Annotated in this window: 16 protein-coding genes; 6 read left to right on the forward strand and 10 right to left on the reverse strand. The window is 59.0% G+C overall.

Going from position 1 to position 15215, the window contains the following annotated elements; translation table 11 throughout:
- Nucleotides 1-21: 21 nt before the first annotated feature.
- From ACP15P_RS09420 to ACP15P_RS09430, 3 genes are read right to left on the reverse strand one after another with little or no spacing between them, the layout of a single operon-like run.
- Nucleotides 22-993 carry a site-specific tyrosine recombinase XerD gene (locus ACP15P_RS09420; RefSeq protein ID WP_424928198.1) on the reverse strand — a complete coding sequence of 324 codons (972 nt, stop codon included), beginning with the start codon at nt 991-993 and terminating at the stop codon, nt 22-24.
- Nucleotides 990-2537: a hypothetical protein gene (locus tag ACP15P_RS09425; protein ID WP_424928199.1), complete on the reverse strand. Its 1548-nt coding sequence runs from the start codon at nt 2535-2537 to the stop codon at nt 990-992. Before ACP15P_RS09425 ends, ACP15P_RS09420 begins: the two co-directional genes overlap by 4 nt.
- Nucleotides 2527-2655, reverse strand: a complete 129-nt coding sequence (locus ACP15P_RS09430; RefSeq protein WP_424928200.1) for a hypothetical protein — start codon at nt 2653-2655, stop codon at nt 2527-2529. Before ACP15P_RS09430 ends, ACP15P_RS09425 begins: the two co-directional genes overlap by 11 nt.
- A 119-nt stretch (nt 2656-2774) precedes the next feature.
- Here ACP15P_RS09430 and ACP15P_RS09435 point away from each other — a divergent pair, with 119 nt between their 5' ends.
- The 3 genes from ACP15P_RS09435 (at nt 2775) to ACP15P_RS09445 (ending at nt 5668) form a co-directional block, all read left to right on the forward strand.
- Nucleotides 2775-3383 (forward strand): shikimate kinase, encoded by a 609-nt coding sequence (locus ACP15P_RS09435; protein WP_424928201.1) that lies wholly within the window; start codon nt 2775-2777, stop codon nt 3381-3383.
- Nucleotides 3383-4504 (forward strand): 3-dehydroquinate synthase, encoded by a 1122-nt coding sequence (gene aroB / locus ACP15P_RS09440; RefSeq protein ID WP_424928202.1) that lies wholly within the window; start codon nt 3383-3385, stop codon nt 4502-4504. Before ACP15P_RS09435 ends, aroB begins: the two co-directional genes overlap by 1 nt.
- 303 nt (nt 4505-4807) lie before the next feature.
- On the forward strand, nt 4808-5668 hold the full coding sequence (locus ACP15P_RS09445) for a MipA/OmpV family protein (RefSeq protein ID WP_424928203.1): 861 nt from the start codon (nt 4808-4810) through the stop codon (nt 5666-5668).
- A gap of 20 nt (nt 5669-5688) precedes the next feature.
- Here ACP15P_RS09445 and ACP15P_RS09450 read toward each other — a convergent pair whose 3' ends face one another.
- The 4 genes from ACP15P_RS09450 to ilvC all read right to left on the reverse strand — a co-directional run bounded on the left by ACP15P_RS09450 (nt 5689) and on the right by ilvC (nt 9535).
- Complete coding sequence (locus tag ACP15P_RS09450; RefSeq protein WP_424928204.1) at nt 5689-6132, reverse strand: tellurite resistance TerB family protein; 444 nt, start codon at nt 6130-6132, stop codon at nt 5689-5691.
- Between the two features lie 26 nt (nt 6133-6158).
- On the reverse strand, nt 6159-7805 hold the full coding sequence (locus tag ACP15P_RS09455; RefSeq protein WP_424928205.1) for a CTP synthase: 1647 nt from the start codon (nt 7803-7805) through the stop codon (nt 6159-6161).
- 160 nt (nt 7806-7965) lie between these two features.
- On the reverse strand, nt 7966-8361 hold the full coding sequence (gene secG / locus ACP15P_RS09460) for a preprotein translocase subunit SecG (protein WP_424928206.1): 396 nt from the start codon (nt 8359-8361) through the stop codon (nt 7966-7968).
- Between the two features lie 151 nt (nt 8362-8512).
- Nucleotides 8513-9535 carry a ketol-acid reductoisomerase gene (ilvC, locus tag ACP15P_RS09465; RefSeq protein ID WP_424928207.1) on the reverse strand — a complete coding sequence of 341 codons (1023 nt, stop codon included), beginning with the start codon at nt 9533-9535 and terminating at the stop codon, nt 8513-8515.
- Between the two features lie 129 nt (nt 9536-9664).
- Here ilvC and ACP15P_RS09470 point away from each other — a divergent pair, with 129 nt between their 5' ends.
- Nucleotides 9665-10126, forward strand: a complete 462-nt coding sequence (locus ACP15P_RS09470) for an Lrp/AsnC family transcriptional regulator (RefSeq protein WP_424928208.1) — start codon at nt 9665-9667, stop codon at nt 10124-10126.
- Nucleotides 10126-10587, forward strand: a complete 462-nt coding sequence (locus ACP15P_RS09475; RefSeq protein ID WP_424928209.1) for an Lrp/AsnC family transcriptional regulator — start codon at nt 10126-10128, stop codon at nt 10585-10587. The genes ACP15P_RS09470 and ACP15P_RS09475 overlap by 1 nt, the downstream gene beginning before the upstream one ends.
- Here ACP15P_RS09475 and ACP15P_RS09480 read toward each other — a convergent pair whose 3' ends face one another.
- Nucleotides 10588-11826 carry an FAD-dependent monooxygenase gene (locus tag ACP15P_RS09480; protein ID WP_424928210.1) on the reverse strand — a complete coding sequence of 413 codons (1239 nt, stop codon included), beginning with the start codon at nt 11824-11826 and terminating at the stop codon, nt 10588-10590.
- 27 nt (nt 11827-11853) lie between these two features.
- The gene (locus tag ACP15P_RS09485; protein WP_424928211.1) at nt 11854-12495 is read right to left on the reverse strand and encodes a pyrimidine 5'-nucleotidase; all 642 of its coding nucleotides are present in this window, start codon (nt 12493-12495) and stop codon (nt 11854-11856) included.
- A 124-nt stretch (nt 12496-12619) separates the two neighbouring features.
- Between ACP15P_RS09485 and ACP15P_RS09490 the strand changes: the two genes are divergently transcribed.
- Nucleotides 12620-13279 (forward strand): GntR family transcriptional regulator, encoded by a 660-nt coding sequence (locus ACP15P_RS09490; protein WP_424928212.1) that lies wholly within the window; start codon nt 12620-12622, stop codon nt 13277-13279.
- A 9-nt stretch (nt 13280-13288) separates the two neighbouring features.
- Here ACP15P_RS09490 and ACP15P_RS09495 read toward each other — a convergent pair whose 3' ends face one another.
- A complete protein-coding gene (locus tag ACP15P_RS09495) occupies nt 13289-15169 on the reverse strand; it encodes a glycosyltransferase family 2 protein (RefSeq protein WP_424928213.1) in 1881 nt (626 codons plus the stop codon).
- Nucleotides 15170-15215 lie beyond the last annotated feature (46 nt).

A 15215-nucleotide genomic window follows, 5' to 3' on the forward strand; every position in this document is an offset into this window, starting at 1 on the left:
CCTGTGAATACTTCGAGGTATTTAGGGTTTATGGGGCCAGTCGTCGCCGTCTTCAAGGTCCGGGGCGGTTTCCGCGGCGAGAGGATGTTTTTCGAAAACAAGCTCCTTCATCCGCGCGTCCTGCACATGGGTATAAATTTCCGTCGTTCCGATGCTGGCGTGACCGAGCAGGGTCTGGATAACCCGGAGGTCCGCGCCATGCGACAGGAGATGCGTCGCGAAGGCGTGCCGCAGGGTGTGGGGCGAGATTGTTGACGGGTCGAGGCCCGCGTTGGCGGCAAGTTCCTTGGTCAGGAGGAAGAAACGCTCCCGGGTCATGTGACCGCGTTTTCCGCGGGCCGGAAACAGATGGGCGGAGTCCGGTTTGCCTTTTTTAGTAGCGAGCGCCTGAAGCCGGTCACGCTCGGTCAGCCAGGCCTCCAGCGCGGTTTTGGCCGGTACGGAAAGGGGTACCATGCGTTCGCGACCGCCCTTGCCCCGGACGAGGATCATCTGCGGATTGCCGCGCACGGCCGCGACGGGCAGAGAAACGAGTTCGGTTACACGCAGGCCGGTGGCGTAGAGAATCTGCATCAGGCACGTGTTGCGCAGGCGTTCGGTCTGGTTTTTTCCGGTCGATGAGGCGGCCTCCAGAAGCCGGTCCACGTTGTCCTCGCTTAGCGTGCCGGGCAGGGCGCGGCGGCGTTTGGGGCCTTTTATGAGCGCGGCGGGGTCATCCTCGCGCCAGCCCTCAAGGAAGCAGAACCGATAGAACTGCCGCAGGGCTGAAAGGCGCCGGGCCCTCGTGGTTTCGGCCATGCCCCGGTCGGTCTGGTCCACCAGATAGGCCTCAATATCGGGGCGCATTGCCTCGATGATGTCGGTGTTTCTGGACATGAGGAACTCCTCGTAATCCAAGAGGTCCCGGGCATAGGAGGCGATTGTGTTGGAGGCGGCGTCCCGTTCGGCCTGAATTGCCTCCAGAAACTGCGCGATGCGGTCCCGCGATTTCAATCCGGCCTCCCGGAACCCAGTACGGTCTGGATCGCGATTTTGCGGGCGGTTTCTTCCTGTCCGGCTTTACGTAAGAGTAGCAGCGCGGAGCGGAGGGAGTCCGGAGCGAGGTCCGTTCCGCCCTGAAGCAGGTCAAGCGCGGCGAACAGAGCCTCGCCCTGGCGTTTCTCGCGGAGCATTCTTTGCAGACGCACATCGCGAATGGACGGATCGCCGGTTGGTGCGAAGGCGTTTTTGACAGCCGTGGAGACCGGATCTTTCGTTAAGTGCTGTGGGGTCTGACCGTTCGCCAGATCGACAAGGATTTTGTTTGGGTAGTCTGCGGGAATGTCGGTGAGGTCCGTTTCTCCGGCAAGTAGAAGCAGGTCCAGCACTGCGAATTGTGCGTCCTGGGGCAGGGACTGCCGGTCGATTTCACTCAGTTGTGGCCCGTAGGCATAGGCGAAGGCGGAACGGAGGCCCCGCTCAGTGAAGACCTCGTCCGCGGCCAGTATGGCGTCCGGGAGGTCAGCCTGGTCCGAGTCGGCCAGAGCGGCATCGAGATCCTGGGTGGCGGCGACGCGGTCCCAGATGCCCCCGGATGCGGCCGGTTTTGCGGATCGGTAGGCCTCAAACAGGACTTCCGGCGACACGGTAGTGGCCAGAACGAGGCGTTCGGCCGCTTCGGCCCGGATGCGCAGCGGGGCGTGTTCGTCAAGATCGAAGTGGAGAAAGGCCAAAGGAAGCCGGGCGGCCGGCCGTGGCAGACCAACGGCTTCGCGCATCAGGAAATCCAGCGGTGTCAGAGGGTCGGGCGCCTCGGGGGCCGGCTCCTCCTCAAAGAGTTCGGGATCGAGAAAACGTGCCAACAGGGCATGCTGTGCCGGGTCGAAGGCGTCGACCTCCTGACCCATCGTCAGTGTGATTTCTGCGGCTCCCCAGTCTCCGCCACGCGCGAGGCAGAAGATCCTAGCGGGCAGGGTCGGCGACAGCGTGGGTTTGCGGCGAAGTTCGCGGCAGGGCGCGTCCGCGTGGTTGCTCAGCAGGCCCACATCGAACCAGCGGCGGAAAATTGCGGGGTCTTCCGCACCGGTCATGCCGATTAGGGCTTCGGTTTCCTCAAGGGCACCAAGTTCGAGAAGACGGTCGAGGCGTGCAACAAAAATGTCGCGGCCATCCTCGGTGCTGCCTGGCGTTGGGGTTGCGGCAAGCAGGATGCGTTTGAACAGACGAATGGTCTCGGGCACACCGCGGCCGCCATGCTCTCTGACCAGGGTGAGGGCCGTCGCGGCATCCGTGGGCCCCCAGATGTCGGCATTGAACCCGGTGTCCTGTGGCGAGAGAATTCCGGCAGTCGAGTATGCCGCGTTACTCAGAACCGTAGTGGTTACCTCCTCCACGCCAAAGGCCGAATTGCCGGATTGCTCCGGGACAGCGCCGGTTTCGCTTACGCTCTCCGAAAGCCATGGAATTGCGCTGCGCGGGTCATTCGCCCATGCCGGTACGGCCAGCAAAATGCCGGCTGTCGCAAGACCCGTGCGCAGTTTTAACGGTCTACATCGCATCTATGGGTTTGGAGATTTCCGCCGTTGGTGCGGGCAAGTCGGAAAATATCGCCATCGCCAGCAGATAAGCGGCTGACGCGACGACCAAAAACAAAAAACCCTTAAAAACGTATCCCATTCCGAATTGTCCTGCCTTCCTGGCTTGACCCTAGGCCAAGGTCCTGTTCAATCACATGACAATGACCGACCTTGACTTAATGAGTGGTGTACTACCGGTGCGTCCGAATAACAAATGACATGAATGAACCGGAAAAATCCAGCCTTCCTAATGGGTTTGAAACGCTTAAACTGCAAAAAACCCTTGTGCTCGTGGGGCTGATGGGAGCTGGCAAGACGAGTGTCGGCAAAAGAGTGGCCGCAATCCTTAATGTTGATTTCGTTGATTCCGATTCGGAGATCGTTGAGGCGGCCGGAATGAGCATTCCAGAGATCTTCGCCGGCCTCGGTGAGGCGGCTTTTCGCGACGGCGAGCGGCGGGTGATTGCGCGTCTTCTGGCCGGTCGTCCCTGCGTTCTTGCAACCGGTGGTGGTGCGTTCATGGAGGCGCGGACCCGGGAAGAAATCAAGGCGCATGGCACCTCGGTGTGGATCAGGGCGGACGTCCAGCTTCTCTGGGAACGCGTGCGGGGACGACCAGGGCGCCCGCTGCTGGACAATCCGAATCCGCGGCAGGTCCTTGCGGACCTGGAACGTCGTCGTGCACCCATTTATGCCGAAGCCGATGTAATCGTCGAAAGCGTGCGCGGCGCAAGCCACGTGGACATGGCGGTTCGAATTATCGACTCCGTGCGGGCATATGACGGCGCGGCCACATCCGGTGACAAAACCATTGGGGAGAAACGTTGATGGAGCGTGAAACGGTCAGGGTGTCGCTTGGCGATCGTTCCTATGACATTCGTATCGGGTCGGGGCTGCTCGCGGACGCTGGCGTTGAAATGGGGTCTCTGGTTGGTTCGGCGAAGGTTGCGGTGGTTACTGAACGGAACGTTGCCGCGCACCACCTGGAAACACTCGAGCATAGCCTGAGAGGCGCCGGAATCGCTTTTGAGGTGCTGGTGCTGGAGCCGGGAGAGACGACAAAGTCCTGGGCTGCGCTTCAACAGACCGTGGAATGGCTGATCGAGAAACGGATCGACCGTGGCGATGTTGTTGTCGCACTGGGTGGTGGTGTCATTGGCGATCTCGTCGGGTTTGCCGCGGCCATCAACAGGCGGGGTGTGAGGTTTGTTCAAATTCCCACGACGCTGCTTGCGCAGGTGGACAGTTCAGTGGGTGGCAAAACGGCGATCAACTCACCGCTGGGAAAAAACCTCATCGGGGCGTTTCACCAGCCGTCACTGGTTCTGGCGGATACGGGGCTACTCGCAACATTGTCGGAACGCGATTATCTCGCCGGTTATGGTGAGGTGGTCAAATACGGGCTGCTTGGGGACGCTGCGTTTTTTCACTGGCTTGAGGAAAACGGTCCGTCTGCCCTGCAGGGAGACTTGGAGGCAAGGAATTACCTCGTGAAACGCTCCTGTGAAATGAAGGCGGAGATTGTGGAAGAGGATGAGACCGAACGCGGCCGGCGGGCGCTCCTGAACCTCGGTCACACGTTTGGGCATGCTCTGGAAGCGGCAACCGGATATTCCGACCGTCTGCTGCATGGCGAGGGAGTTTCAGTCGGTTGCATGCTGGCATTTGAGGCGAGTGTGGGCATGGGCCTTTGTTCGCAGGAACTGCCCGGCAGGATTGCTCAGCACTACTCAAAAATGGGAATGCGGTATCGTATGGAGGATATCGAGGGGAGTTTGCCCGATGCGGATGTGTTGATCGATCTAATGGGTCAGGACAAGAAGGTCGAGGCCGGCCGTTTGACCTTTATTCTGGCGCGCGACATCGGTGATGCGTTCGTTTGCAAGGATGCCGATATCGGTGCGGTTAGACAGGTGTTGGAGGCCAATCTGGCGGCACGGACGCATTAAGGGTGATTCCATTTCCGTCCTTGAATGGCCGGTCTGATTGACTGTTGGGAAAATCTGCAGTCGACACACGTATAGCGCGAACAATCTCTGAAAATATGTGATAATTTCGCCAGGTCGGTGAATTTTCAGATATTGCAGTCGGTTCTGGGGCGACGTTATCTGACAAACCTGTGACATTCGGGGCGGGATCGGGAGAGGAGTGCGAATTTTCCTTGCTATTGGAGGGCGGAAAATCACACTGTGTTAACTGGGGAATGCAATAAGTTAATGATTCCCGGGATCAAATTGGAAAGGCTTACGAAATTGGCTCCGCAACCGAACCTGAACGTGGTGTCCGCCGCTGGTTTCGCAGCGGCCTTTTCCGGTGCCTTTTTTGCCGTTCCTGCGCATGCGGATGAGGATGAGGGCGGTTTGCCGCCGGCGCTCGAGTTCATCGTTGAGAATGAATATATCGACGCGGAAAACCCCGATTTCGTTGCCACGGTCCGGGCTGGTGTTGCTGTAAGCCCGGCCTATCTGGGGTCGAGCGAATATGAGCTCGGGCCAAGTGCAGCGCTTCGGCTCGACTATGTCCGTTTCCCAGGCGGGTTTGAATATGGTTCCGGAGACGCGGTCGGCTTCCGGCGTGGTTTGGGACTTCGCGGATCGGTCGGTTACATCGGCAAGCGTGACTCCGACGACTATGAGGAGATTGAGGGCCTCGACGATATAGACCGCGCTTTTGAGGCCGGTTTCGGTATCGGATACGAGCAGAGAAACTACCGTGTTTTCGCGGATGTCAGATATGGTTTCATCGGGCATCACGCCTGGGTTGGCGATGTGGGTGCGGATGCGATTGCCTATCCGATCGAAGGTTTGACCCTGACCCTCGGGCCGCGGATCTCGCTCGGTGACGCAAGGTTTGCCGACGAGTATTTTGGGGTCTCCGAAGAGGAGTCGGCCCGGTCAGGTATCGAGGCTTATGACGCCGAGGGCGGTGTGCTGGGGGCGGGTGTCCTTCTGGAGGCTCGATACCAGTTTAACGAGCGTTGGGGCCTTGAGGGCAGTGCGGAATATACGCGTCTGATGAATGATGCGGCTGAGTCCCCGATTGCGGAAAGCGGCTCCGAGGACCAGTACGAGTTCCGCTTCAGTCTGACCCGCCGGATCAGCCTGGATTTCTAGATCAACAGTTTGAACCGGACCTAGTCGTCGCGGGCCAGTGCCCGTTGTCTTGCCAGCGCGCTGTTCTTGTCGGACACGCCAACGAGGTTGGCGACAAGCCTGAGCAGCCCGTGTTCCTCATCATTGATGCCGTCCGCTGCGGCCACGCGCCAGAGCGCTTCCACAATGCCTTCGCGGTCCTCATAGGGAACGGCGGCCTTGATAAGCCGTGTGAACCGCACGGTGTCCGGGGCCTCGGCTTCGGTCTGTTCCGCTTCCCGACGCAGGTCTTCGACCTCCTGTGCCCCAAGACTGTAGTAATCTGACAGAACGCGGCTGATCCGTTCGCGTTCCGCTTCGGTATAGGTGTGGTCTGTTCTTGCGATCCTGACCATGAGGGCAGCCAAGGCGAGCCGCGCGTCATGCGGATCGAGCGTGTCCTCGGTCGGGGTGCCGGCGAGACGGCGGAGAAGGTCTGCTATCATTTGGTGTATGTAGGCTCTCCGCCGCCTTATACCAGACGCGACTGGTCCACGGCGGCTCTTACGAAATCGGCAAACAGCGGGTGTGGTTCAAATGGCTTTGACTTGAGCTCCGGGTGGAACTGTACGCCAATATACCAGGGATGATCCGGAATTTCCACGATCTCCGGCAGGCGACCGTCCGGAGACAGACCGGAAAACACGAGACCGCATTTTTCCAGCTTGTCTCGATACTCGATATCCACCTCGTAACGGTGACGGTGGCGCTCGGAAATGTCGGTGGTGCCATAGATTTTGGCGACCTGGCTGTCCGGCTTGAGCGTGGCGTTGTAGGCGCCAAGCCGCATGGTGCCGCCCTTGTTGTCCGTGACCGCCCGTTTGATCGTGCGGTTGCCCTCGACCCATTCCTTTAGGTGATAGATGACGTGCGTGTAGTTGTTGTGGCCCCGCTCGTAGTCGAACTCCTCGGAGCCCGCGTCCTCCAGGCCGAGGATGTTGCGTGAAGCTTCGATAACGGCCATCTGCATTCCCAGGCAGATGCCGAGATAGGGAATTTTGCGGGTGCGGGCGAACCGGGCCGCGTTGATCTTGCCCTGCGTGCCGCGTTCGCCGAAACCACCCGGCACAAGGATGGCGTTGTAGCCGTCGAGCAGCGGTGCAATGTCGTTGCCGGTCTCGAACTTCTCTGCGTCGATCCATTCCGCGCTGACCTTTACCCGGTTGGCGATGCCGCCGTGGGTGAGGGCCTCGGCGATGGATTTGTAGGCGTCTTCAAGCTGGGTGTATTTGCCGACGATCGCGACCTTTACCTCGCCCTCGGCATTGTGGATACGGTCGACCACGTCGTCCCATTTGTCGAGTTTCGGCTTCGGGGCGGGTGAAATGCCGAATGCGTCGAGAACCGCCTGGTCGAGGCCTTCCTGGTGGTAGGCCAGGGGCGCTTCGTAAATGGAGCGCAGATCGTTGGCGGCAATCACGGCGTCGGGGCGGACGTTACAGAACAGTGCGAGTTTCTCGCGTTCCTTCTTCGGGATCGGGTGTTCCGAGCGACAGACAAGTACGTCCGGCGCGATGCCGATGGACCGTAGTTCCTTGACCGAGTGCTGCGTTGGTTTTGTTTTAAGCTCGCCGCTGGCCTTAATGAAGGGCAGGAGGGTGAGGTGCATGAAAATGCACTGGCCGCGTTCACGGTCCTGGCCGAATTGACGAATAGCCTCGAAGAAGGGAAGTCCCTCGATGTCGCCCACGGTTCCGCCGATCTCGCAAAGCATGAAGTCAACCTCGTCACCGTCTACGGCAAGGAAGTCCTTGATTTCATTTGTAACGTGCGGAATGACCTGGATGGTCTTTCCGAGGTAGTCGCCGCGGCGTTCCTTATCGAGGACGTTGGAATAGATGCGGCCTGAGGACACGGAGTCCGTGTTCCGTGCGGCAACTCCGGTGAACCTTTCGTAGTGGCCCAGATCGAGGTCGGTTTCGGCGCCATCGTCGGTGACGAAAACCTCACCGTGCTCGAAAGGCGACATGGTTCCGGGGTCGACGTTGAGGTAGGGGTCCAGCTTCCGAAGCCGTACGGAGTAGCCCCGGGCCTGGAGAAGCGCGCCCAATGCCGCGGACGCAAGGCCTTTGCCCAGTGACGAAACCACGCCACCTGTGATGAAGATATACCTTGCCATATTTGATATTCCCGTGACGTTAGGCTTTGGAGCAACCTCTGCGAAATCCTGCCCCACGGGACTCAATCCTTAAGCGAGATCCCGTTGAGCGGCAATAGGCTGACGCCAATTCCCTTGCCTCTTTTGGAAGGGAATTGAGCGGTTTCCACTGACGTTCCGTTTATTCGACGGCTGGTGGTGTTGCCGGCTCGTCAGCGGCCGGTGGTGTGGACGGGCCATCTTCCGGCAGCGGTGGCAGGAGATCGTTACCGAGCGGGGAGGAGGCCGGGGAGCCGTCGCCAGACGCGTCTACGGAAGGCGCAAGACCGTCGATCACGGAATTCGAGGCGCCGTCGCGAACACCAATGATGGTCAGCGCGAGGGATGTGACCACGAATGCGATGCCGAGCATCCATGTGACCTTGGAAAGTGCGGTTGCCGCGCCACGTCCGGTCATGACGCCACCGCCACCTCCGCCGCCCATGCCAAGGCCGCCGCCTTCCGACCTTTGGAGAAGGACGACGACGATGAGCGCAAGCGCAATGATCAGATGAACGGTTAGTACGACGGTTGCCATGGCGGTCCCGGTAATAGCAGTTGAACAGCGGGTTCTCTATCCGCTCGCCGGAGGCTTGTCGACACTCAATTGCCAAAGCGTCCGATGGAATGAAATTGGGCCGCCCGGCGGTTGTGCCGGGGCGGCCCGAAAACGTGTCTGGCCGGAGGTATCAGTTCCGGGACTTGTCGACCATTTTGCCTTCGGAGATCCAGGGCATCATGGCGCGGAGTTTTGCTCCAACTTCCTCAATCTGGTGGTCGTCGTTGCGGCGGCGGGTTGCCTTGAAGGACGGCTGGCCGGCGATGTTTTCCGACATAAAGGCGGAGACGAATTTACCGGTCTGAATGTCGTCCAGAACCTCTTTCATTCGTGCCTTGGTCTCGGCGTAGGGCAGGATCCGTGGACCGGAAACGTACTCACCATACTCGGCCGTGTTGGAGATCGAGTAGTTCATGTTCGCGATGCCGCCCTCATAGATCAGGTCCACGATGAGCTTCACTTCGTGCAGGCACTCGAAATAGGCCATTTCGGGCTCATAACCGGCTTCCACGAGCGTCTCGAAGCCCATGCGGATCAGTTCAACGAGACCGCCGCAGAGAACGGCCTGTTCGCCGAAGAGGTCGGTTTCGCACTCTTCCTTGAAGTCGGTTTCGATGATGCCCGAACGGCCGCCGCCGATGGCGGAGCAGTAGGATTTGCCGATTTCAAGCGCGTTGCCGGAAGCGTCGTTGTGAACCGCAACGAGGCAGGGGACGCCACCGCCCTTGACGAATTCTCCGCGTACGGTGTGACCGGGGCCTTTCGGCGCCATCATGATGACGTCAACGCCCGGTTTCGGCTCAATGAGGCCGAAATGAACGTTGAGGCCGTGTGCGAAAGCGATTGCGGAGCCTTCACGCAGGTTGTCGTGGATGTACTTTTTATAGGTGTCGCCCTGAAGCTCGTCGGGCATGGTCATCATGATGACGTCGGCCCATTTTGCTGCTTCGTCGATGGCCATGGTCTGGAGGCCTTCACCTTCGGCTTTTGCGATGCTGGCGCTGCCGGGGCGAAGGGCTACGGCAACATTCTTCGCGCCGCTGTCGCGCAGGTTCAGTGCGTGGGCGTGGCCCTGGCTGCCGTAGCCGACGATTGCGACCTTCTTGTCCTTGATCAGGTTAATGTCGCAGTCGCGATCGTAGTAAACTCGCATTGGATTTGCTCCCTTGGGTATTGATGGGCGGAGCATAGGGGTTTACGCGGGATTGGGTTTTCCATTATCAGGATTTTTGCGGAATTTTCGAAACCTATATTCGCCCTTCTGGAGGTAATCGAAAAATTTATGTCTGAAGTCGATGATATGGACAGACGTCTTCTACGGCTGCTTCAGGATGATGCGGATATGCCAATCTCCCAACTGGCCGAACTGGCCGGTGTTTCGACGGGAGCGTGCTGGCGCAGACTTGAACGCCTGGAAAGCAGCGGCGTTATTCTCGGCCGAGAGATTGAGGTGGATTACCGCGCGCTTGGATATGAGGTGCAGGTGTTCCTGCGGGTGACCCTGGAAAAAACCGAACCGAACGCGTTTCACGAGTTCCTGAAAGCCGCTCGGGATGTGCCCGAGGTCGGAGACATCCAAAGCCTTCTGGGACGGGTGGATATCCGCATGGATGTTCGCGCAAGGGATCTGGCCCATTATCAGGAGATTTACCGGGAACGCATTTTGACGCTTCCGCATATTTCGGAGATTGAGGCCCTGATGCTGGTCAGTGAGGTGAAAGACACAAACAGGCTTCCGATCTGATGGCGTATGTTCCTGACGATACGGATCGGGCGGTGCTGCGTGTACTTCTCTCGGATGGCAGTCTCAACGCCCGTGAAGTCGGTGCGAGGGTAGGCCTGTCCCAGCCGGCGGCCTGGCGGCGGATTCAGAAGCTGCGTGAGGCCGGTGTCATTGCCGGACGACGGATCGTGCTGGACCGTGATAAGCTGGGGTTTTCTGTTGTCGTGTTTCTGGGAATTCGGCTCGCGGTAAAGGGTAGGCTCGATCTGGAGGCGTTTGAGCGCGCGGTAAAGGCGATCCCGGAGGTGCAGCTGGTTCAGCACGTTCTCGGCGTCTACGATTACCGATTGAAGGTCGTGGCGCGGGATCTCAGTGACTTTGAGCGCATCCTGCGCCGCCGTATTATGACGCTGCCGGGCATGGGAGCGGTGGAGTCGAATGTCATGCTCTCGGAGGAGAAAGCCTCCGCACCCCTTCTGTAGTCAGTTGACCGGGTCCGTTTGGCGGGCGCCCATACCGAGCCCCAACGCCATGACGGATTTTCTTACCGGTGCCAGTCCGTGCAGAAGTTTCAGCGCGGAACGGCGGTAATCACGCAGGACCAGGTTTTCCTGCATGGCCGCCCGGTTCAGGGCATCAATCCCCGCGACGCGCGCGACGATGTCGGGATGTCTCTGGCGGTTGTATTTGCCCAGCAGATCCTGAGCGCCAATGTCCTTTCCTTTGGTCCGGGCGGTGGCGCAGAGCTCCCCCAGCGTTGCGATGTCCGCGAGGCTCATGTTTAAGCCCTGCGCGCCGATGGGAGGGACCACATGGGCCGCTTCCGCGACCAGCGCGGTCCGCGGGCCATTAAGACGGTCCGCGACCTGGGAGATGATGGGCCACACCTTTCGTTCGCTTTCCAGTGAAAGTCGGCCATTCACACCGCAGGAGCGCAGGTTGAGGTCGTACTCGAACGCTTCACGATCCAGAGCGGCCAATTCCATGGCGCGAGGTCCCGTGTCCATCCAGACGATGGCCGACCGGTGGTGGCCGTCCATGCCGGGCAGCGGCACGAGCGTGAATGGCCCGCCTGTCCGGTGGATTTCCGTTGATACATTGTGGTGAGGGGCAGTGTGGGTGACGGTGAACACCAGTGCCTTTTGGCCGTAGCTCCATTTTTTGGCATCAATGTCGAGAATTTCACGGATGCGGCTGTTTCGCCCGTCTGCGCCGATGGTCAGTTGAGCGGTGATCTGCGAACCGTCGCTAAGCCGGTGGATGTTCCCGGAAGTACGCGGCGTGAAGTGTTCGACGCCCATTCCGTTTAGCAGAAAGACATTTTCGCGTTGGCTCAGGTTCTCTGTCATTTCATGGCGAAGGAGCCAGTTTGGCAGATTGAAGCCGAAGACCTCTTCGCCCACATCAGTCGCGTTGAAATCGACCTCGTCGCGGATGGCCGGTTCCTCGCCGCCGGCATCGGCAATCCTCATGGTGGCAAGAGCGGTCGCATGTTTCCCGAGTGTGTCCCACAGGCCTGATTTTTGCAGCAGTCGCACCGAGGGCATCAGAAAAGCGGTGCTGCGCAGATCTGATCCCGCCTCGGTCGAAGATGTGATTACCGGAGCAGGGTCGACACAGGCGACAGTGAAGCCTTCCGACGCGAAGAGGGCGGTTGCGGCGAGGCCCGCGACGCCACCTCCGGCGACCAGGACTTCTACGCATTCGGGGGGTTGGGTCATGTCGGTCCGCCTCTTCGGCTAGCGGTTTTACGCGAGGTTGCGCAGGAAACCGGTCAGGTCGTCGGTCTGATGGTGAATGTAAGCCTGGTCGGACTTTTGTCCGACGAGCACAGTTTGCATACCCAGCTCGTAGGGGATTTCCAGATTGCGGGCTTCATCCTCGAACATGGCGGCTGTCCCCGGTTCAAAACCGTCAAGTTCTATCACTCGGTCGAACGCGGTCCGGTGTGGCTTGGGCGTGAAGCCCGCACATTCAATACCGTAGAAGGCATCAAAGGCGCCATCAATTCCCCGCGCCCTGGTCACCCGGCGGGCGTGTTCCTTTGATCCATTGGTGAACACGATCCGGCGGCCGGGCAGGTTGTGAAGGCTATCCACCAGATCCAGATCCGGCGAGAGCGCGTCCAGCGCGATGTCGTGCACCTCATCAAGGAAGGGGTGTGGATCAATGCCGTGATTGAGCATCAGGCCGGCGAGCGTCGTGCCGTGTTCCCGCCAGTACCGGGATCTGAGTTCGGCCGCTTCCTGATACTCCAGTTTGAGTTCGCGCATCACATATCCGGTCATCTTTTCCTGGATGCCGTGAAACAGGTTCGCGTCCGGTGGATAAAGCGTGTGGTCCAGATCGAAGACCCACGTCGTGACATTCTGAAACTTTTCTTTCGGCATGCTCTCTAATTACGCCGGTCCGGTTCCGAGGGCAAACCCAATACGTTCGCGATTGCGTGGGGAATGTCCGCGCAACGTTGACAAGGAATGCCGCGCCGCCCAAACATCGCGCATGACGCATGGCATGTATCCCAATCGCGACGCCTATGACATGGTGCTCGAAGCCATCGACCGGGGCGAGTTCAAGCCGGGCGACAAGCTTGTGGAATCTGAGCTGGCGGTTCGGTTCGGCGTGTCACGGACGCCAATCCGGGAGGCACTTCAGAGGCTTGAGACCCAGTCGGTCCTGACGAGGGATGGCCGTTCCCTTGTTGTGTCGAGTCTCGATCACGATGAACTGGCCGAGCTGTATGTCGTGCGGTCGGAGCTTGAGGGGCTTGCCGCGCGTCTGGCCGCGCAACATGCCGGTCCGGAAGAGATCAGGGTTCTTTGGACGATGATCGATAAGGACCGCGAACTGATCGGGCGGCCTGACCTGCTCTCGCGCTCAAACAAGCGTTTTCACCGCCAGATACACCTCGCCAGCCACAACCGGTTCCTTATTCAGCAACTGGAATCGGTCAGGCGCTCCATGGCGCTGCTTGCCACCACGTCGCTGGAAGTCGATGGGCGGAGTGAGAAGGCGCTGGAAGAGCATGAGCGGATTGTTCGGGCCATTGAGGCGCGGGACGGGCCGGAGGCCGATGCAGCCCTTCAGGAGCATCTCAGCCGCGCTTTTGAGACCAGGCTGCTGGCGGAATCCGGGGCGGATGGCAATTTCGACGACGGTGACGGTCGGGCATGACGCCGGCCTTTATCGGGTGTCGTCAATGCCGTGTTCGGTCTTCGCCCAGTAGGACGGTTTGACGAATACTTCGAAGACCGCCCGATAGGCTGCCACCGCTCCAAGAAGCCAGTAGAGCGACATGACCGGTGACCAGAACGCAAGGGTATTGCGTCCGCTGTCGAGTGCAGCCACAAATGCGGTGAACAGCATGATCACCTGTCCAGCCATCATGGAAGATATCATGCCAAATGCGAGCCAATGCGGTATTCCGGCCAAAAGATCGAAGTCGTAGCCCAGCATGGCCAGCCAGAGTGCCCAAAACAGGGGTATGGCGAGGTATGATGTGATTGCTCCGAGAAAGAGAATCTGAAATCCCATGAAACCACGAAAGCCAAGATCGCGTGCCAGGGCAATCGGGCGCCGCATGTGGGTAACCCATGTGATCACGTACCCCTTGAGCCAACGTGATCTCTGTTTGATCCACGCAACTGGACGGTGATTGGCCTCTTCCATCGTTGTCGACGGGATCATGTCGCAGCGGTAGCCAAAACGGGCGAGCCGCATGCCAAGGTCCGCGTCTTCCGTGACATTATGCGCGTCCCAGGCCCCTATTTCTTCAAGCACGTTCCGGCGGAAGAATACCGTGGTTCCGCCCAATGGAATCGGGATGCCGAGCTTTTGCACGCCTAGCAACACAATCCTGAACCAGATGGCATATTCGATGGTAAAGCAGCGCGAGATGACATTCCGGTTGGTGTTGAAAAAATCGAGGTATCCCTGAACGCAGACCACCTCCGGCGGCGATGCCTGTAGATGTTCAACCACCTTTTGGATCTGATCAGGGTCGGGACGGTCCTCGGCGTCATAAATGCCCACAATCTCGCCCTCGCAGAAGGGAAGAGCATAGTTCATGGCGCGGGGTTTGGTGCGTAGTCCGTTTCCGGGAACGGTGATGATGTCGAAATTTGGAGGAAGACCGACTGCATCAATTGCCATCAGGGTTTTGAGGTCGTCTTCCTCCAGCACAAGCTTGATATCGAGCAACGCTGGGGGATAGTTCAACGACTTCATGGCATTGACGAGCTTCGGTACGACCGCACATTCGTCGTTAAGTGGTATCAGCAGGGACACCCTCGGCAGTTTCCTGTAGTCCATTAGCTTCAGGCCACCGTGGCTTTCTGTTTTGTTCTTCCCCTTAACCCGCACGAACAGGGCTGTCAGTCTCAGACACATGGTCAGCGCGTTCATTGCAAGGATCCAGAACATGAGGATTTGCAATGCAAGAAGCGGAGAAAAAGAAGTAAATGTGAAAATGACGGCAACCGCAGCGATCCATTTCCCTCGGTTGATTGACTGTGTCCATGAGCGGCAGCTGTAACCTTCCGGGGTCCGTATATTCGCCTCGGCATCCATGCGACCGCGGCATGCATTTGAGATTGCGACACGGATTTGCTCGACCGAGGTCAGAGTAAAGGAAACGCGTTTCGCCTCGATTTGGGAGAAGAGTTTTCTCGCGGCGGCGGAGTCATCAGGGCTGGACACCGCAATCACCAGGGTAGAGCCCACCCGGCGCCATGGCACCGCACCGATTGCAAGGCAGGCGTATGGATCGATGCCATCCATCAAGCTGGCATCGATGGGGCTGTCGTTCAGATCGACGCGCCCCAGGCCGGACTGGCTCGAAAGGGCGGACTGAAGCTGTTCGTCAGTGATACAATGATTGTTTACAAGAATTTGGCCGAGTTTCTGGTCCTGGGTTCTCTGCTGTTCCAAGGCGTCCTGGAGAACGCTTTCCTCGATCAGACCCTGTTGAACAAGGGTGCTGCCAAGTGGTTTCCGGACCGCAACCGGCTTCGGTTCGGCAATGGCCGGTTTGGCCGCCGTTATAATTGGCAATACTCGTGCCATAGGAATACTCACAAAATTACTTTGAGAGTATTACTAGGTGCGCATT

The organism is Amaricoccus tamworthensis (assembly GCF_049800875.1).
GTDB lineage: Bacteria > Pseudomonadota > Alphaproteobacteria > Rhodobacterales > Rhodobacteraceae > Amaricoccus > Amaricoccus tamworthensis.